Raw genomic sequence first — 17,092 nt, 5'->3', positions numbered from 1 at the left:
TGGGTATTGAGGCGCGCTAGGTCCGCGCCAGCTCCTGCCGGGCGTCGTTGAACACCTCGGCAATACTGCGCCAGGTGTTTTCAACGTCAGGCTCAAAACCCTTCGCCGCCACCCGCGCACTGGGCAGCATCGGGAAGGTCACCAAAGACACCTCCCACAGCTCCAGTTCGGTCAGGACCCGCTGGCCCTTGTCATTTTTCACGGCCCGTTTTGTGCGATAGCCAATCGACAGGCCGTCCATCGCCCCCGCCCGGATCAGCTCGGCCGCCTCACGGCCTTTCTGCGTGCTCTCCAGCAAACGTCCTTTGACCCAAAGGCCCCGATCATCCTCGCGCACCTCGTCCCAAACACCGATGGGCTGCGCCGGGTCGTGCTGCCATAGCATCTTGACCCGCTGACCCGCCTTTTCGAGCCCGTCAAGCGAGCTGCGATACGCCCCGCGCTGCACCACATCGCTGCCCTGATCGACCTGCCCGAACAGGCTGGCATAGCCTTCGATCACCGCATCTTCGGTCACCGACAAGCCGTCCCCAAACCGCGCGAATTTATGTTCCAAATCCATGAACTTCTCCATGTAACCCACTGACATTATGGCGTTGCCACGAGGAATGATTGAAACGCCTGCGCCAGGATCACCGCCGCCACACCATAGACTGTCAGCCACAACCGTTTCTCCAGCCGTTCCATCATTTCTTCGATCTGATCCAGCCGCCTGCACAAGTGCGCGTGCTGGATCTCGGCCACCCGCTCATGCGCGGCCAGGCGCAAGCCCGGCGCGCAATCGAACGGAGGATACCCGTCACCCATCCGCACGCTCCGGCAGCCCCAGCAACGCGCGTTTTTCGGCATCGCTCAGGAAATCGGCCCCGTTGACCCGCGCCCATTGCGCATCGCGTTCCGCAGACAGCGCAGGCACCTGATCCAGATCGGGCTTCAGCACCAGCTCCTCCCCGGTGAAGCCCGCCAACCAATCCGACACCGCCGCCGCCACCCGCGTCACCAGAGGCAGCACGGTCAGGCGATAAAACGCCCGGTTGGCCTCCTGATAGTTCGAATAAGTCGCGTCGCCTTGTATCCCCAGCAGCATCGGCGGGACCCCAAAGGCCAACGCGATCTCGCGGGCGGCGGCTTCCTTGGTCTTTTGAAACTCCATATCGGACGGAGAGAACCCCATCGGCTTCCAATCCAAGCCCCCTTCCAGAACCATCGGGCGACCCGCATTGCGCGCCCCGCGATAATTCTGCTCGATCTCATCGGACAGGCGGCGGAACTGATCCTCGGCCATCACCCCATGGCCATCGCCCTTCCACACCAACGCCCCAGAAGGCCGTGCCGCATTATCCAAAAGGGATTTCGACCACCGAGACGCGCTGTTATGCACATCAATCGCCATCGCCGCCGCTTGCATGGGTGAGAACCCATAATGATCATCCTGCGGATGGAACGACTTGATATGACAGATGTTTTCCGCCGCAAACCGGTGCTTCTTGCCGCCCACGGCATAATCATACGCCTTGGGCCACCCATCCGCCCCCGGCACCACGCTCATCCGATCCGAGCGCAAGACATGCAGCTCAACCGGCAGGCCTTCCTCGGCCTGCACCGCCTCGACATAGGCATTGCCTGACAGCAGCAACTGCCCGTACAGCGCCTCCATCAACTCCGCCCGCCCCTGCGCCGCATTCGGACGGCGCATCAGCGATAAGATCGGATGCACATCAAAGCGCTGCGCCTGATCCTGTAGCACCAAAGGCAACGCCGCCGCCGCCTCGGCAATCAGCTTGACCGAGCGAAAACCCACCGGGTTCCCCGAAAACCCCGTCCGCGTCAGCGACACCGCATCCCGAGGGCTCCACGCCACGCGCCCGCCCGTCTGCCACGCCACCACAGGCCCCGCCGCGCTCGCCTTCGCCTCGGGCGCTGCCTCAGCCGATCCACGACGCAAGAAATCGAATACCATCTGTGCTCCTTTCTGCCGCCGCTCTGCCCGGCTTGTTGAAAGGAGTTATGACGGAAAGAAGTTTAAGCCTTGGGAATGGGGCGTACGGAGGGTGGGCAACGCGATCGCGTCACCAACCGCTCAAGGCTTCCTGCCACTCACAATATAGGCTGACGCCTGAAATACGACCTTACCATCAGCAGTACGGAACGCTGCTAACGCATCCTCAGCACAGGCTAAGACACTCGCGATTTTTTCTTCGCTCAGATGAATGTCAAAAAGCGGAAGCCAGCCGCGCAAATCAGCCTCAACCATCGTCCGGGCACTTGGAAAGCGCGCCGGTTCAGTGTCGCTCACCACCTCGATGTCCAGGAATCCAGCCGTTTCATAGACTGAAACAACCTCTGCAGGGTTCCCAAGCGAATAAGGCAATCTCAGAGCATCCCCCGCCGCAGTGCTGATCTCGGACTCCAAGAGCTTGATAATGGCGTGATAGGCCGGATTGTGATCCAGATCGTTCCAGACCGCTACGGCCAGCGCGCCGCCCCGCCTGAGGACGCGATGCATTTCCCACGCTGCCGCATCTCGGTCCCGAAAGAACATCATCCCGAACTGGGACAGCACGGCATCAAACGTCCCGCTCTCCAACCCAGTATCCTCTGCACCCGCCAAAACCCAGTCAATGCGTGGCTCAACCTCGCGCGCAGCCGCGATCATTCCCCGCGCTGGATCGAGTCCAGTTACGCGGCCTCCATCGCCCACCACTGACAGCAAGTGCCGCGCCAGAACACCGCTACCGCATGCAATGTCCAAAACCTGCTGGCCAGCTTTCACTCCGGCGCACTTCACCAAATGTGGGGGCCAAGATGCAAACAGCGCTGGCACGAACAGTTGCTCATAACCGCGGCCAGCGTCCAGTTCGTCTTGTGAAACAGCAGGTTCCATGGCGTCTCTCCGGCTCAGCTTTCAGAACCCCGACACGTCAGAGCTTACACTTTTTCGCGATTCGAGACGAGGCACACGACCATTTCATACGTCCTTGCGCCCATCGCTTTACAACGCCCTTACCCTCGGCCTTCTAAACACCCCCGCAGGCCCCACCACCAACTCATGCAGCGCCCAGACCAGCGCGTCGACCCGGTCGGGAGAGCCCTGACCCTCGAACCCCCTCGCGGTCATCTGGCACAACTGCTCCTCCAGCGCGTCCAGCCCGGCCACATGCGCCACCCGCCCTTGCTCGTACAAAGCCGCCACAGGCTCGGCCCGCGCGACCTTGCCGCGCGAGGCCCGCACGGCCCGATAAGGGACCAGAGGGTCCACCTGCCGCACGACCTCTTCCACCAGTTGCCCGCCCTGATTGACCTCGGCCACCAGTCGTTCGGCCCCGAACTCGTCCATCGCGTCAATCGCCGCCTGCGCCCAGCCCGCCGGGCCAACGCCCTGCAGCGTCCGGTCGGCCAGCACATAGGCCCGCCACTCCTCGGGCGGCCCCTGAAGCTGTGCGCCCACGACCACGATCCCACAGGCATCTGCATCCGCCCCCGTCGTCACCGCTGGGTCCAGCGCCACAACGATCCGATCCAACGCGGGCACCTGCGCACAGCGCGCCGCCTCCAGCATCGAGTCCGTCCATAACGCACCCTCAGCATCCGACAGCAGCACCCCGTCCAACTCCTGCCGCCCCAGCCGCGTGCCCGCGTAACGCGCGCGCACCTCCTGCAAAAACGAGTCCGCCAGATTGGCCCGGTTCGCCTCGGTCGGCGCGTGGGTCTGCACGGTGGACGGCGACGCCAGCAAGTCCTTCAAAACCTTCGCATTGCGTGGTGTGGTCGTCACACAGACCCGAGGCCGCTCCCCCAGCCGCAACGCAAACTGCAACATATCCCAGGCTTCTCCAGCCTTCTTCCACTTGGCCAATTCATCCACCCAGGCCGCATCGAATTGCGGGCCGCGCAACCCCTCGGGATCATGCGCCGAAAACGCCTGCGCCTCAGCCCCGTTGGGCCAGATCAGCTTGCGCTCCGATGCCTTCCATGTAGGCCGCCGATCCGGCGGTGAGCACTGCAAAATCCCGCTATCGCCAAAGATCATCACATCGCGCACCTGATCAAACGTCTCTCCAACCAAAGCCACACGACATGCCTCACCGCGATCCAAGGGCAAAGACCCCTCGACCATAGACCGCACCCACTCAGCCCCGGCCCGCGTCTTACCAGCCCCGCGCCCGCCCATGATCACCCACGACCGCCAGTCACCCTCGGGCGGCAACTGATGCGGCAGCGCCCAGAACTCGAACAGGAAAGGGAGGGCACACAGCCCCCCCTCCCCGATCTCACTCAGAAATCTGTCCTGCACCGCAGCAGGCGCGGAGGCGAGCCAGCCTGCACCCAATCTCAGATCGTGCCCGATCAAGGTCGAGCGCATAGCCCCCTTGGGCAATTCCGGCTTGTCTGTGATGTTGTTCGACAAAGCTTGTCTCCACTTTCTGGCAACTTCGGATCAGCCCCTCTAGCTGACCCAGTTGCTTGCCTGTTCCGGCAAGGTCTGCATCCTCCCCGGCACCGATCTGTTTTCGCAGTTCTTCCGCTGCTTGGCGCAGATCGCGAATGGATCTTTCGAGCGACTGCAACAATTCAGCCGTCTGGGAAATCCGCTCTTCCGGGGTAATCAAAGTCATGTTTGCCTGTGACCTCATGCGTGAGTTTTTCCGCACGAGAGAAACGAAAAACGGCCACCGGGTCACCCCGGGGCCGTTGCCCACTTCTTCTAGCATGACATAAGGAGTACGCGATTAAGTGCGCAAAGTCAATGTGTTACGCAACACGGACGCAACAGGCACAGTGCGGTATGTTAACATCAACCACCGGTCAAATCCTGCGCCAGCATCATCGCGTTCTTGTCCGGATCATAGAACGTTGCCGTACTGACCATGCCTTCGATCGTCTCGGTCGGGCCATCGAACGCCACCCCTGCGGCCTCCAAAGCGTCCCGCGCCGTGGCAATATCACCAACCTCATAGACCGGGACGCAATTGCCCGGCGACGGCTCTGCCTGTTCTCCCAGACCCAATGTCACGCCTTCCACATTGGTGCGCATCTCGCTCCACCCGGCTTCATCGATATGGTGGATCAGTTCGAACCCGAGCATATCGCGATACCAATCCGCGCTGGTGTGGCGATCCCGGACCGAAATCGCAAATGTGATCGTGTTTTTCAATGAAACGAGCGGCATCGGTCTTTCCCTTGTCTGAAAATATAGTTACTATACTTTATGGACATTAATTTACTTGTCAAGCTGACCGCGCGCGCATGGTCGCTGAACATCCTGGCCCTGATGCATTCGGGTGTTCCCGGTCGTCAGGCCCCTTTGCTCGCCGCAACCAGCGCCAGCCGAACAGCCTTTGCGGCAAGTCTCGATCACCTTGCCCAGCTTGGCCTGATCGAGCGAAACCCCGGCCACGGTCACCCTCTGCGCCCAGAATTTCGCCTGACCCCAGCCGGGATCCAGGCCGCCGGGATCGCCAGCGCGATCATTCAGATCGCCCCGGACACCAGTGCGCTCAAGCTTCTTCGTAAGTCATGGACCGTACCCATCCTGGCCCTGACCGGCACCCCGCATCGCTTTTCGGCGATCAAGTCTGACCTGACCCCCATCACCGACCGCGCCCTCTCGTCATCCCTGCATCAGCTGGAAGATCACGACTGGATAAGTCGCGATATCGAGACCTCGGGACGGATGCCGTTCCCGACCTATTGCGCGGTCAAAACAGGATTTGCGATCCATCAGGCGGTCGGACTGGCCCAGTAAACGCTGCAACACTCTCAGAAAGCACGCGGAAAACCCGACCCGACAGCTTGACATTCTCGCGCCCAACCCGCATGTGCCCTTCAAACAGCGCTGAAGCGTGAGCATTCGGGCCATCCAGAGCCCCCACAGCGCCCGATCCACCCATAGTTCCCCATCACGCAGGGTTCTTGACGCGACGACCGGACATCGCAGGAACCGCCTGCCTGTCCCGAGGTCTCGCACAACCCCTGCCGGTCGCGGATGCGGCCCATTGCGACTTGCCCATGCGCCAAAGCCATGGGCGAAAAAGGATAGTTCTTTGTTCGACTTCGACATGCTGGGCCTCGCGCCCGCCCTGAACGACGCGTTGCAACGCGCCAATTTCACCCAACCCACGCCGATCCAGAATCAGGCGATTCCGCTGGCGCTGAACGGCCACGATATCCTCGGCCTCGCTCAGACCGGCACCGGCAAAACGCTGGCCTTCGGCCTGCCGCTGATTGACCACTTGCTGGCGCAGCCCGGCAAGCCCGATCCCAAAACCGCCAAGGCCCTGATCCTTGCGCCGACCCGCGAGCTGGTGAACCAGATCGCCGACAGCCTGCGCAACCTCACCAAAAAGACCAAACTGCGCGTCGCCACCGTGGTCGGCGGCCAGTCAATCAACAAGCAGATCATGTTCCTGTCGCGCGGCACCGATATCCTCGTGGCCACGCCCGGCCGTCTGATTGACCTGATGGAGCGCAAGGCCGTCGACCTCAGTTCGGTCCGCCATCTGGTGCTGGATGAGGCCGATCAGATGCTCGACATGGGCTTCATTCACGCCCTGCGCCGCATCGCGCCGGAACTGGGCACGCCGCGCCAGACCATGCTGTTCTCGGCCACCATGCCGAAGCAGATGGAAGAGCTCAGCCGGGCCTACCTGACCAACCCGCAACGGGTGCAGGTCTCGCCCCCCGGCAAAGCGGCGGACAAGATCACCCAGTCGATCCATTTCGTTGAAAAGCCGGCAAAACCCGCCAAGCTGCGCGAGATCCTGTCGGCGGATATGGACGCGCTGACGCTGGTCTTTTCCCGCACCAAACACGGGGCTGAAAAGCTGATGAAAGGCCTCGTCGCCGATGGCTACAACGCGGCCTCGATCCACGGCAACAAAAGCCAGGGCCAGCGCGACCGCGCGATCAAGGCCTTCCGCGCGGGTGAGGTCAATGTGCTTGTCGCCACTGATGTCGCTGCACGCGGCATCGATATTCCCGGCGTGGCTTATGTGATCAACTACGACCTGCCCGAAGTGCCCGACAACTATGTCCACCGCATCGGCCGCACCGCCCGCGCGGGGCGCGAGGGCGAAGCCATTGCCTTCTGCTCAGCCGAAGAGGTTGATCTGCTGCGTCAGATTCAAAAGCTGATGAAGATCGAAATTCCGGTGGCCAGTGGTGAGATGCCCGAGGCGATCACTCCCGCCAAACCTGCCCGTCGACAGAATAATCGCCGCCGGGGTCCGAAACCGCAGAACAACAGCGGGCCGAAACCCGCTGGCCAAAAACGCCGCCGTCCGCGTCGCCCCAAGGCGGCGTGATGCACAGGGTCAGAGGGGTTCCCGCCCCTCTGGTCAATGCAGGCTTGGCGGCGTCACACTTGTTGTCAGGATCGCGGTCACCAGCAGGATCACGGCCATCAGCCCTGCTTCGGCCTTGATCGTGCGGACCAAACCAGATGCCGCCAAGGAGTTCCCTGCGCGCAAACCGGGCACAAAGCGCAGCTTGTTCAGCGCCGCCAACGCCAGCAACGCAGCAACAAGCGCCACTTTCGCCAACAACACCTGCCCATAGCCCGAGGTCAGCATCGCCGTGACCGAACCCGTCAGCCCATAGGCCATATACCCCCCCGCAACCAGCAGCAGCGGCACAAACACCATCGCGACCTGACCAAATCGCTCTCCAAGCCACGCGGCAGCCTCTGCCTGCTCCGGATCAGAGGCCAACCGATGCAAGGGGATCAATATTCCGATCCACGTCGCCGCACAGATCAGATGCAGGACAAGGCTGTAAAGCATAACGGGAACCTCCCGGTCATGCACATGACCGATAGCTGCAAGACCGCAAAGGGCAAGCACCCCGCCAAATATCTGCAGAACCCGGGCAAAGCGCAGCCTAAACAGGCCAACAAGCATCAACGCCAACCCGATCAACTGCCATCTCAGAGCCACGCCGCTCTGAGTTTGCCATAGCAGGCCCAGCATCTCGGCATCGACGACCCCCGACATATCGCCGGTCAAAGCGCTGCCCTTCAAAGCAAAAGAGAGAATGGCGCACAGCACCCCAATTCCCGCGAATGAAGCAATCAGGCTCTGCCGTATCTCAACCCGAAATAGCGCCGCGCAGAACGCGGATCCGGTACAGCCCAGCACACCAACATAAAGCGCCCATTTTGCAAGAATCGAAGCTATGCTGATCGGGTCAGCCACCCGCTATTCGACCGTAAAGCTAAAGCTGCCCATTTGCGGATGTCCATCCTCGGACAAGCCACGCCAATCGATCTGATACGCGCCCGGTCCTGCCGCATCGAAGGGCAGCACGATTTCCGTCGTGAATTCACCTGCCGCGCCCAGATCAACTGTACCCATCTGATCCCCGTTCAACTGCCAATCCACCCGCGTCAGACGAATCTTGCGTCCGAAAACAAGCGAGATCTCAGACGGGACCTGATCGATAGCTGCGCCATCCACCGGAGTGGTTCGCTGCACAGGCGAATGCGCCATCGCGACCGTCGCCGTCACGAGCAGGGTAAAAACTGTCAGGGCAATTCTTATCATGGCAGATCTTTCCAAACTGTTACCGCGCACGACGAACCGCGAAATACTGCAGACCTCTGGTTTGTACAAAACAGAAGATCCGTGTTTCTGGCGACGTACAACTCGGACATTCTAGGCCACGCGGCTCAATTCCCCGAATTCTGATCCGCTTCAATCTCGCGCCATTTGGCGACGTTTCGATTGTGCTCTTCCAGCGTTTTGGCAAAAGCATGCCCCCCGGTCCCATCCGCAACAAAGAAGATGAAATCCGTATTGTCCGGTGCAACCGCGGCCTCAAGGCTGGCAAGACCCGGATTGGCAATCGGGGTCGGCGGCAATCCTTCGATTACATAAGTATTCCAGGGCGTTACACGGCGTAATTCACTCCGTCGCAAGCCCCGACCCAAGGTCCCTTGCCCTTTGGTGACACCATAGATCACTGTCGGGTCTGTCTGCAGCCTCATACCTTGGTTCAGACGGTTGACGAAAACGCTCGCCACCTGACCGCGCTCTTCCGGCTGCCCAGTTTCCTTTTCGATGATCGAAGCCAGAATCAACATCTCCTCAGGACTGTTCAAAGGCAATCCGTCCTGACGCCCCTCCCAAGCCGCATTGATCCTAAGCTGCTGTTTTTCCTGCATATCTGCCAGGATTACATTCCGATCTTCACCGGGCCTGACCTCATAACTATCAGGGGCAAGCATTCCTTCGGCGGGCAGTTCAGCCACCTCACCAGTCAGCAGATCCATCGCTTTAAGCGACTCGACAACCTGCCAGCTGGTGACACCTTCAGCCAGAGAAACACGGTAACGCGTATCCGCTTCACCGCGTTTTTCCGCATAGATTTCAGGCGCTTCCTCTTCGCCGATCACAAACGAAGCGACCTCATCAAAATTCAGTGTCGCCGGATTCAACTCACGCACACGGGTCTGCATCCGGGTTACACCGATACGATATTCGATCTCGGTGCCACAGGTACTGGCCCCGCTGCTCGTGATCTCGTCGACGATCTGCTCCATCGACGACCCTTCGCGCACCAGAAAGCTACCAGCTTTCAGTTGCTGAGATTTATCAGCATAATCAGCGGCAAGGCGAAAGATCAGCCCGCTGCTGATCGCACCCTGATCTTCCAGTTCCTGACTGACGCGGGTCATGTTCGAACCCGGTCTGACTTGCAGGCAGATCGCAGTTTCCAGCGGGCCATCTGACGTGTATTGCGATTGACCCCACAGCACGACGCCGCCCAACAGGAACAGGCAAACGATCAGAACGGTCAGTGCGTTCGACGCCAACGCCCGCCACATTTAACTGGCCTTTCCGAAGATCACGCTTGCATTGGTTCCGCCAAATCCGAACGAGTTCGACAGGGCCACGTTGATCTCACGCTCACGCTTTGCGTTCGGGGCCAAATCGATCGGCGTCTCGACCGCGGGGTTGTCCAGGTTGATCGTCGGAGGGGCGACCTGATCCCGGATCGCGAGGATCGAAAAGATTGCCTCAATCGCGCCCGCCGCACCCAACAGGTGACCCGTTGCCGACTTGGTCGAGGTCATGGTCGCGTTGCTGGCATGATCGCCCAGCAAACGCTCGACTGCGCCCAGTTCAATGGTATCGGCCATGGTCGATGTGCCATGCGCATTGATATAGTCCAGATCTTTCGGCTCCAGCCCAGCGCTGCGCAGCGCGGCTCTCATCGAACGCTCCGCGCCGTCACCATCCTCGGAAGGTGCGGTGATGTGATAGGCGTCACCCGACATGCCATAGCCCAGCACCTCTGCATAGATCTTCGCGCCACGCGCCTTGGCGTGTTCATAATCCTCAAGCACCACAATGCCAGCGCCCTCACCCATGACAAAGCCGTCGCGGTCGATGTCATAGGGGCGGCTCGCCTTCTTCGGGTCATCGGCATATTTGGTGGACAGAGCTTTGCAAGCGTTGAAGCCCGCGATGCCGATTTCGCAGATACAGCCTTCACCGCCACCTGCGATCATGACATCTGCATCACCTGCACGGATAATACGGCTGGCATCGCCAATCGCGTGGGCACCGGTCGAACACGCGGTCACAACCGAGTGGTTGGGGCCTTTGAAGCCAAACCGGATAGATACCTGCCCTGAGGCCAGATTGATCAGCGCACCCGGAATAAAGAACGGCGACACCCTGCGTGGACCCTTGTCCCGGATCAGGTTCGCAGTTTGGGCAATTGATCCCAGCCCGCCAATGCCTGAGCCAATCAGCACACCGGTGCGCAGACGGTCTTCTTCATCATCAGGCAGCCAACCCGCATCCTTGCAGGCCATCTCGGCCGCAGCGATGGAATAGAGTATGAAATCCTCAATCTTGCGCTGCTCTTTCGGCGGCATCCAGTCATCGGGATTGAACGTCCCGTTGGTGCCATCGCCACGCGGAACTTCGCAGGCATAGGTCGTGGTGACCCCGCTGCCTTCGGCATCAAACAGCGTGATGGGGCCTGCGCCGGACTCACCGTCCAGCAGACGCGACCAGGTTTCCTCGACCCCGCTGGCCAAAGGAGTGACCAATCCCAGACCGGTTACAACGACTCTGCGCATGAAATGCCTCTTGCCTGCTTCCTGTTATGAGAACCGCTCATACCCCGGCCCGGGGTCCGGGGGCAAGAGCAACGGCGGATTCTGACCTAGCAACCTAGGTCTTGCATGTCCGAGAGCGGTCCGCCGACCAGCTTAAACGTATACCCGGATACCAAAACCCGCCCCGGCTGCCGATCAGTCAGGGCGGATCTTCGCCTCATACCAGAGGTTTATTGGAACTCAGCAATCGGCTCGTGGGCCAACTTCGCCACTTCCAGCGCCTCGCCCAGATCGACTGTCTTGCGGAACAGCGCGCGTCCAACAATCGCGCCCGAGATATTCGGGATATAAGCCAAGCGCGATATATCATCGGATGTCCGTACCACCCCGCTGGCAATGATCGGCGTGCGCGATTTCTCGGCCAGACCCGAGATCAGGCCCAACTGCGCTTCGACATCTTCCATGTCACTGTCGATATCTGTGACCAGAATGGCGGCGAATGGCGTATCTGCGAAGGCTTGGATGAAGGCGTCTGGCGTAAAGGCGCTTTGGCTGCGCCAGCCTTCGGTCATCACCTGACCCTGCCATACATCAACGGCCAATACGATCTGGTCAGGATAGAGCTTGGCGAGTTCTTTCACCAGCTGGGGATCCCAAGCCGCCAGCGTGCCGATCACGATTCGCCCCGCACCTTTGTTGATCCAATGTTCCACATGCTCACGGGTCCGCATGCCACCAGCCAGTTGCACCGGAACCTCAGCCGAGCGAATGATCTCTTCCACCAGTTCTGCGTTGGTATCACGGCCTTCGATCGCATCGAAATCCGTCAGGTGCATCCATTCGGCGCCCGCGGCAGTCCAGCCGCGCGCGGTCTCAACCGGGTCCACATGCCAGATCATCGCGTCTTCGATACGGCCTTTGTCCAACGTGACGCATCGACCGTTCTGAAGCTCCATCGTGGGGTAAATCATCATGATCCATATCCTCCGCTGAATCACTCCGGGTTTCCACGATAGCATAGAGTCTCAATCTGGCGCAGAATTCACCAAGATCGGCACAGTTCGTCCATTTTGCGGCATCGTCATACCGGATGCGTTTCACACCCGTGCGGGAGGTCCGTCACGGCGAAACAGATGGACCGGCGTATCCTTGTACTCGGTTTCGCGCAGAAGCTTGTACCCCAGCTTTTCAGCCAACCTTTGTGATGCCACATGGTCGGCATCGATCAGCGCGACCAACGGGCCGGGAATGACCCGGTCGAACCAGTCATGAGCTGCCTGCGCGGCCTCTTGCCCATACCCTTGCCCCTGCATCTCGGTGGCCAGAACCCATCCGGCTTCGGGGAAACCATCGAAATCCTCGCCCAGAGAACGGTTTCCATAAAAGAACCCGGCTTGGCCGATCAATGTTCGATTCGATTGCAGAACCACGCCCCATTGACCGAAACCGGTCATGTGCCAGTGCCCGGCGTTGCGCAGAAACTTGTCCCACGCTTCACCTCGCGTCAGCGGAGTGCCACTGATATGGCGCACGACCTCGGGGTCACGCCAGATTTCAGCGAATCTCTTAAAATCCTCAGGGCGCATCGCACATAAAGTCAGACGCGCCGTATTGATCATCGGGGTGGATCTTATCATGCCCTTGCCCGCTCGGAATTGTGCCTCAGGCTTCAGAGTGACGAGCGCACGCCTCTCAAGGCAAGTGTGAATTGTGGCAAGGCATAAAAAAACGGCGCCTCCGTTGCCCGGAAGCGCCGCTTTTGGATCAGACGGGTAAGCTTAGGAAGCTTCGCTGATGAATTTGACCGCGTCGCCAAAGGTCTGGATGGTCTCGGCTGCGTCGTCCGGAATCTCGATGCCGAACTCTTCTTCGAACGCCATTACCAGCTCAACGGTGTCCAGGCTGTCTGCGCCCAGATCGTCGATGAACGAGGCGTTTTCAGCAACCTTGTCCTCTTCAACACCCAGGTGCTCAACAACGATCTTCTTAACGCGATCTGCGACGTCGCTCATGTCTATTCCTCATTTCAATTTCAGGGCGGTCCGCCCGGTTCTGCCCTTGCCCGTTCGGGATGGACTTGTTTTGCCCGTTCCGGGCGGTTTGGGTCCCGGGTCCCCGGGAAATCAGAGAACCGGCCTTCCGACCGGTCCCTGCGCATACGCGCCGCCTATAACACAGACAACGCGCAAGGCAAACGCTTTCGCATCCGCCCCGAATTGCGATTACAACATGGCCATGCCGCCATTCACATGCAAGGTACTTCCGGTCACATAACCCGCTTCGGGGCTTGCAAGGTACAGAACGGCAGCCGCGATTTCCTGCGGATCACCCATCCGGCCCGCCGGAACCTTGAGCAGCAGACCCTTCTTTTGCTCATCGGTCAGCTTTTCAGTCATCGCCGTGGTGATGAAGCCCGGCGCAACCGCGTTCACGGTGATACCACGGGTCGCAACCTCATGCGCCAGCGCCTTGGAAAAGCCGATCATCCCGGCCTTGGACGCAGCATAGTTCGCCTGACCCGGATTACCGATCGCGGCCACAACAGACGAGACATTTACGATCCGGCCCCAGCGCGCCTTCATCATGCCACGGATCACGCCTTTGCATAGCTTCATCGTCGCGGTCATGTTTACATCGATCACGCTCTGCCATTCCTCGTCCGACATGCGCATGAACAGGTTGTCCCGTGTGATGCCTGCGTTGTTGACCAGAATATCAACCGAGCCCATCACCTCGGCCGCTTGCTTAGGCAGCGCCTCGACCGCCTCAGGGTCACTCAGGTTACAGGGCAGAACATGCGCGCGGTCTCCCAGGCTTTCGGCCAGCGCCTGCAGCGGTTCAACCCGTGTCCCCGATAGGCCAACGGAGGCACCCGCGTCATACAGCGCGCGGGCAATATCGCCGCCAATGCCACCCGAAGCGCCCGTGATCAGCGCATTCTTACCTGTCAAATCAAACATCTATTGTCCCTCTCTGGCCGCCGAGACCGGCGACTATTCTCAGTTCATGCGCCGGGATTAACGGCCTTTTGTACATCCTCGGGCGACCCGACCGCTGTGCAGGCTAGCGACCGGTCGATCTTGCGGATCATGCCCGACAGCGCTTTGCCCGCGCCGATCTCCCATGCCTCAGAAACGCCTTGCGCAACCATGTATTGCACGCTCTCGCGCCACCGGACCGAACCCGTCACCTGTTCCACCAGCAACTGACGGATCATATCCGGATCGCTCACGGCCTCCGCCCGAACATTCGCAATCAGGGGCACAGCAGGTGCCTTGATCTCAACAGCAGCCAAAGCGTCCGCCATAACATCTGCAGCAGGTTGCATCAGTGCACAGTGAAATGGTGCACTTACCGGCAACATAATTGCACGCTTGGCGCCTTTTTCCTTGGCGATCTCAGCGGCACGCTCAACAGCAGCCTTGGACCCCGACACAACCACCTGAGTCGGATCATTGTCATTTGCGGCCTGACAGACCTCACCCTGCGCGGCTTCGTCGGCGACGACGCGCACAGCCTCAAGGTCCAGCCCAAGAATGGCAGCCATCGCACCTTCGCCCACCGGAACGGCGCTTTGCATTGCCTGCCCGCGCGTCCGCAACAGGCGCGCGGTGTCTGCAACCGACAGGGCCCCGGCAGCAGCCAATGCCGAATATTCCCCCAGCGAGTGTCCTGCCACGTAAGACGCTGTCGAGATCGAAACTCCCTCGGCCTCAAGCGCGCGCATTGCTGCCATCGAGGTCGCCATCAGCGCCGGCTGCGCATTCTGCGTCAAGGTCAACTCCGCGATATCGCCTTCCCAGATCAGAGCACTCAGCTTTTCGCCCAGGGCTTCATCCACCTCATCGAAAACCGCCTGAGCAGCCGGATAGACCTCGGCCAGTGCCTTGCCCATTCCGATGGTCTGGGCGCCCTGCCCCGGGAAAACAAACGCGCGTGTCATTGGTGCCTCTTGCGTGACGTCAGGTTTCGGCGGGGTGTAAACTGACTGACGGCGCGGCACAAGCATTGCCTGCGTTCTGCATCAGGACACCGTTAATGTGCATTTCTCTGCCTTGTGTCCGCACATCATCCCACTACCCTAGCAGCACACAAGCAAAGTAGAGAGCTCCCCTCATGCCCCTGACGAACACGCATTCCAGCTATGGCGGTGTAACAAAAGCGTTTCATTGGCTGACTGCCCTACTGATCTTGACCGCCCTGCCACTGGGATGGTTCGCCAACGAACTGGCGCATGCGATCTACGACCCCAATATCGCAACCACCGAAGAAGACATAGCACGGGCGGCTCGGCTGTTTTCGCTGCATAAAACCGTTGGGGTTACCGTTTTCTTCGTCGCTCTGGCCCGAATCCTCTGGGCACTGACCCAGACCAAGCCCGGGCTGCTCAACGCCGATAACAAGCCCGAGGCTTTTGCTGCAGAAACGGTCCATTGGTTGTTATACGGCTCCCTTGTCCTTGCCCCCCTGAGCGGTTGGGTCCACCATGCCGCAGCAGAGGGCTTTGCCCCGATCCTGTGGCCCTTTGGCCAGAACCTGCCTTTGGTTCCGAAATCGCCCCTTCTGGCCGAGTTCACTGCCAGCCTGCATTGGCTGTTTGTCTGGATATTGGGCGGATCATTGGTCCTGCACATTCTTGGGGCATTGAAGCACCATGTTGTAGACAAGGACAGCACGCTACGGCGGATGCTGCCGGGCGACGCGAACGCCCCAGAGCCCCCCGCGCAACATCACTCGGCCGCACCCGCAGTTGCTGCGCTTGCGGTATGGGTTGCGGTGCTTGCCGGAGGCTGGTCCATCGGCGTGTTTTCGCACAGCTCTGACGCCGCAATCGACACAGCTGAACTGACCGAGGTCCAATCGGATTGGCAGGTTCAGGATGGCACCCTGTCTATCACGATCTCTCAGCTGAACAGCCCTGTGACCGGCACCTTTTCTGACTGGACCGCTGCGATCGCCTTTGACGAGCCAGAAGAACCCGGGCTGGCCGGTTCAGCAGACGTGACCATTTCCATCGGTTCGCTCAGCCTTGGAACCGTCACCGACCAGGCCATGGCTGCTGATTTCTTCGACAACGCCCAGTTTCCTACCGCGCAGTTCAAAGCCGATCTGTTTAAGACCGAAACCGGCTACGAGGCGCGCGGACCGCTGACAATCAAAGGCCAGTCAATGGATATCGTGCTGCCATTTACGCTCGAGATGGAAGACGGCAGCGCCATCATGTCCGGATCGGTTGACGTGAACCGGCTGGACTTTGGTGTGGGCACGTCCCAACCCACCGAGGACTCGCTGGGCTTCACGGTCACGGTCAGTGCGGAACTCACGGCAACACGCGCTGAATGAAATAAAAAACCGCCGGAGGGGGTGCCTCCGGCGGTCTGACTTACGTATCGAAGACGCTTGTTAGTCGGCCTTCTGAGCCTCAACCGAGATACGTATTTCGACCTCATCGCCAACAAACGGTGCGAATTGGCCCAGATCAAAATCGCTGCGAACCAGCGTGGTGGTGGCGTCAAATCCCGCCCATGGCTTGCCTGCCATCGGGTGCTCACCCACCTGATTCAGCTTGGCATCCAGAACGACCGATTTGGTGACGCCGTTCATGGTCAGATCACCAGTGATGTTGGCTGTGTTCTCGCCCGTCACCTCGATACCGGTTGAAGTGAAGGTCACCAGATCACCTTCGGCTGCGCCAAAGAAATCTTCGGTCATGAAGTGATCTTCGCGCGGTTTCCAACCGGTGATCATTTCAATGACCGGCATCGACACAGTCACGCTCGACGCGGCGGGGTCTTCCTGATCGAACATGATCTCGCCCTCAAAGCCCGAGAACATGCCCGTGGTGGTTGAAAAACCAAGGTGATTATAGCTGAAGATGACCTGGCTGTGGCTGGGGTCCAAAACATATTTTTCGGCGCTGGCGAAAGCAGTCGTGGCCGACACGGCCAGAGCGGCAGCAAGAAGGGTGGATTTCATAACAATCTCCGCAGTGGTGTTGTTGCAAACCGGGTGGGTTGCTCACCA

The 17,092-nt window shown here is 60.0% G+C and carries 20 protein-coding genes; 3 read left to right on the top strand and 17 right to left on the bottom strand.

All coding sequences use genetic code 11. The features are described from left to right. Positions 1-16: 16 nt before the first annotated feature. The 7 genes from ACR0AZ_RS03260 to ACR0AZ_RS03230 form a co-directional block, all read right to left on the bottom strand. A complete protein-coding gene (locus ACR0AZ_RS03260) occupies positions 17-562 on the bottom strand; it encodes an HK97 family phage prohead protease (protein WP_480666762.1) in 546 nt (181 codons plus the stop codon). Positions 563-588: 26 nt separating this feature from the next. Continuing rightward, positions 589-807 carry a GTA head formation protein, RCAP_rcc01685 family gene (locus tag ACR0AZ_RS03255; RefSeq protein WP_170585149.1) on the bottom strand — a complete coding sequence of 73 codons (219 nt, stop codon included), beginning with the start codon at positions 805-807 and terminating at the stop codon, positions 589-591. Further along, the gene (locus ACR0AZ_RS03250) at positions 800-1,960 is read right to left on the bottom strand and encodes a phage portal protein (RefSeq protein ID WP_480666761.1); all 1,161 of its coding nucleotides are present in this window, start codon (positions 1,958-1,960) and stop codon (positions 800-802) included. The genes ACR0AZ_RS03255 and ACR0AZ_RS03250 overlap by 8 nt, the downstream gene beginning before the upstream one ends. 120 nt (positions 1,961-2,080) lie before the next feature. After that, positions 2,081-2,884 carry a class I SAM-dependent methyltransferase gene (locus ACR0AZ_RS03245; RefSeq protein WP_480666760.1) on the bottom strand — a complete coding sequence of 268 codons (804 nt, stop codon included), beginning with the start codon at positions 2,882-2,884 and terminating at the stop codon, positions 2,081-2,083. Between the two features lie 108 nt (positions 2,885-2,992). Beyond that, a complete protein-coding gene (locus ACR0AZ_RS03240; protein WP_480666759.1) occupies positions 2,993-4,363 on the bottom strand; it encodes a DNA-packaging protein in 1,371 nt (456 codons plus the stop codon). Further along, a complete protein-coding gene (locus ACR0AZ_RS03235) occupies positions 4,272-4,712 on the bottom strand; it encodes a hypothetical protein (RefSeq protein ID WP_480666757.1) in 441 nt (146 codons plus the stop codon). The genes ACR0AZ_RS03240 and ACR0AZ_RS03235 overlap by 92 nt, the downstream gene beginning before the upstream one ends. A gap of 83 nt (positions 4,713-4,795) precedes the next feature. Continuing rightward, positions 4,796-5,170, bottom strand: coding sequence for a VOC family protein (locus ACR0AZ_RS03230; protein ID WP_480666756.1), 375 nt, complete (start codon positions 5,168-5,170; stop codon positions 4,796-4,798). Positions 5,171-5,209: 39 nt separating this feature from the next. On the opposite strand from ACR0AZ_RS03230, the gene ACR0AZ_RS03225 reads away from it, so the two are divergent. Beyond that, positions 5,210-5,746 (top strand): winged helix-turn-helix transcriptional regulator, encoded by a 537-nt coding sequence (locus tag ACR0AZ_RS03225; RefSeq protein ID WP_480666755.1) that lies wholly within the window; start codon positions 5,210-5,212, stop codon positions 5,744-5,746. Positions 5,747-6,044: 298 nt separating this feature from the next. Next, the gene (locus ACR0AZ_RS03220; protein ID WP_480469460.1) at positions 6,045-7,304 is read left to right on the top strand and encodes a DEAD/DEAH box helicase; all 1,260 of its coding nucleotides are present in this window, start codon (positions 6,045-6,047) and stop codon (positions 7,302-7,304) included. Between the two features lie 33 nt (positions 7,305-7,337). Here ACR0AZ_RS03220 and ACR0AZ_RS03215 read toward each other — a convergent pair whose 3' ends face one another. From ACR0AZ_RS03215 to fabD, 9 genes are all read right to left on the bottom strand, one after another. Beyond that, a complete protein-coding gene (locus ACR0AZ_RS03215) occupies positions 7,338-8,192 on the bottom strand; it encodes a copper resistance D family protein (RefSeq protein ID WP_480469459.1) in 855 nt (284 codons plus the stop codon). A gap of 3 nt (positions 8,193-8,195) precedes the next feature. Further along, positions 8,196-8,540 (bottom strand): copper resistance CopC family protein, encoded by a 345-nt coding sequence (locus ACR0AZ_RS03210; RefSeq protein ID WP_480469458.1) that lies wholly within the window; start codon positions 8,538-8,540, stop codon positions 8,196-8,198. 125 nt (positions 8,541-8,665) lie between these two features. Continuing rightward, positions 8,666-9,823: an endolytic transglycosylase MltG gene (gene mltG / locus ACR0AZ_RS03205; RefSeq protein WP_480469457.1), complete on the bottom strand. Its 1,158-nt coding sequence runs from the start codon at positions 9,821-9,823 to the stop codon at positions 8,666-8,668. Continuing rightward, on the bottom strand, positions 9,824-11,089 hold the full coding sequence (gene fabF, locus ACR0AZ_RS03200; RefSeq protein WP_480469456.1) for a beta-ketoacyl-ACP synthase II: 1,266 nt from the start codon (positions 11,087-11,089) through the stop codon (positions 9,824-9,826). Positions 11,090-11,298: 209 nt separating this feature from the next. Beyond that, positions 11,299-12,042, bottom strand: coding sequence for a 1-(5-phosphoribosyl)-5-[(5-phosphoribosylamino)methylideneamino]imidazole-4-carboxamide isomerase (locus ACR0AZ_RS03195; RefSeq protein WP_480469455.1), 744 nt, complete (start codon positions 12,040-12,042; stop codon positions 11,299-11,301). 123 nt (positions 12,043-12,165) lie between these two features. Then, positions 12,166-12,705, bottom strand: a complete 540-nt coding sequence (locus ACR0AZ_RS03190; RefSeq protein WP_480469454.1) for a GNAT family N-acetyltransferase — start codon at positions 12,703-12,705, stop codon at positions 12,166-12,168. A 141-nt stretch (positions 12,706-12,846) separates the two neighbouring features. After that, on the bottom strand, positions 12,847-13,080 hold the full coding sequence (locus ACR0AZ_RS03185; RefSeq protein ID WP_008756330.1) for an acyl carrier protein: 234 nt from the start codon (positions 13,078-13,080) through the stop codon (positions 12,847-12,849). A 210-nt stretch (positions 13,081-13,290) separates the two neighbouring features. Then, positions 13,291-14,028 carry a 3-oxoacyl-[acyl-carrier-protein] reductase gene (gene fabG / locus ACR0AZ_RS03180; RefSeq protein WP_480469453.1) on the bottom strand — a complete coding sequence of 246 codons (738 nt, stop codon included), beginning with the start codon at positions 14,026-14,028 and terminating at the stop codon, positions 13,291-13,293. 44 nt (positions 14,029-14,072) lie between these two features. Further along, positions 14,073-15,011, bottom strand: a complete 939-nt coding sequence (gene fabD, locus ACR0AZ_RS03175; RefSeq protein ID WP_480469452.1) for an ACP S-malonyltransferase — start codon at positions 15,009-15,011, stop codon at positions 14,073-14,075. A gap of 173 nt (positions 15,012-15,184) precedes the next feature. Between fabD and ACR0AZ_RS03170 the strand changes: the two genes are divergently transcribed. Further along, positions 15,185-16,411 carry a cytochrome b/b6 domain-containing protein gene (locus ACR0AZ_RS03170; RefSeq protein ID WP_480469451.1) on the top strand — a complete coding sequence of 409 codons (1,227 nt, stop codon included), beginning with the start codon at positions 15,185-15,187 and terminating at the stop codon, positions 16,409-16,411. A 60-nt stretch (positions 16,412-16,471) separates the two neighbouring features. Here the strand turns inward: ACR0AZ_RS03170 and ACR0AZ_RS03165 are convergent, their stop codons facing one another. Beyond that, entirely contained in the window at positions 16,472-17,044 is a 573-nt protein-coding gene (locus ACR0AZ_RS03165) for a YceI family protein (RefSeq protein WP_480469450.1), read from the bottom strand. Positions 17,045-17,092 lie beyond the last annotated feature (48 nt).

This window comes from Ruegeria sp. BE3 (genome assembly GCF_056538865.1).
This window is presented reverse-complemented; position numbering and strand designations above follow the sequence as displayed.

Excerpts from the sequence above, each read along its gene's own strand:
- ACR0AZ_RS03260 (WP_480666762.1), bottom strand. The coding sequence starts at position 562 with ATGGATTTGGAACATAAATTCGCGCGGTTTGGGGACGGCTTGTCGGTG.
- ACR0AZ_RS03255 (WP_170585149.1), bottom strand. The coding sequence starts at position 807 with ATGGGTGACGGGTATCCTCCGTTCGATTGCGCGCCGGGCTTGCGCCTG.
- ACR0AZ_RS03250 (WP_480666761.1), bottom strand. The coding sequence starts at position 1,960 with ATGGTATTCGATTTCTTGCGTCGTGGATCGGCTGAGGCAGCGCCCGAG.
- ACR0AZ_RS03245 (WP_480666760.1), bottom strand. The coding sequence starts at position 2,884 with ATGGAACCTGCTGTTTCACAAGACGAACTGGACGCTGGCCGCGGTTAT.
- ACR0AZ_RS03240 (WP_480666759.1), bottom strand. The coding sequence starts at position 4,363 with ATGCGCTCGACCTTGATCGGGCACGATCTGAGATTGGGTGCAGGCTGG.
- ACR0AZ_RS03235 (WP_480666757.1), bottom strand. The coding sequence starts at position 4,712 with ATGCTAGAAGAAGTGGGCAACGGCCCCGGGGTGACCCGGTGGCCGTTT.
- ACR0AZ_RS03230 (WP_480666756.1), bottom strand. The coding sequence starts at position 5,170 with ATGCCGCTCGTTTCATTGAAAAACACGATCACATTTGCGATTTCGGTC.
- ACR0AZ_RS03225 (WP_480666755.1), top strand. The coding sequence starts at position 5,210 with ATGGACATTAATTTACTTGTCAAGCTGACCGCGCGCGCATGGTCGCTG.
- ACR0AZ_RS03210 (WP_480469458.1), bottom strand. The coding sequence starts at position 8,540 with ATGATAAGAATTGCCCTGACAGTTTTTACCCTGCTCGTGACGGCGACG.
- mltG (WP_480469457.1), bottom strand. The coding sequence starts at position 9,823 with ATGTGGCGGGCGTTGGCGTCGAACGCACTGACCGTTCTGATCGTTTGC.
- fabF (WP_480469456.1), bottom strand. The coding sequence starts at position 11,089 with ATGCGCAGAGTCGTTGTAACCGGTCTGGGATTGGTCACTCCTTTGGCC.
- ACR0AZ_RS03195 (WP_480469455.1), bottom strand. The coding sequence starts at position 12,042 with ATGATGATTTACCCCACGATGGAGCTTCAGAACGGTCGATGCGTCACG.
- ACR0AZ_RS03190 (WP_480469454.1), bottom strand. The coding sequence starts at position 12,705 with ATGATAAGATCCACCCCGATGATCAATACGGCGCGTCTGACTTTATGT.
- ACR0AZ_RS03185 (WP_008756330.1), bottom strand. The coding sequence starts at position 13,080 with ATGAGCGACGTCGCAGATCGCGTTAAGAAGATCGTTGTTGAGCACCTG.
- fabG (WP_480469453.1), bottom strand. The coding sequence starts at position 14,028 with ATGTTTGATTTGACAGGTAAGAATGCGCTGATCACGGGCGCTTCGGGT.
- fabD (WP_480469452.1), bottom strand. The coding sequence starts at position 15,011 with ATGACACGCGCGTTTGTTTTCCCGGGGCAGGGCGCCCAGACCATCGGA.
- ACR0AZ_RS03170 (WP_480469451.1), top strand. The coding sequence starts at position 15,185 with ATGCCCCTGACGAACACGCATTCCAGCTATGGCGGTGTAACAAAAGCG.
- ACR0AZ_RS03165 (WP_480469450.1), bottom strand. The coding sequence starts at position 17,044 with ATGAAATCCACCCTTCTTGCTGCCGCTCTGGCCGTGTCGGCCACGACT.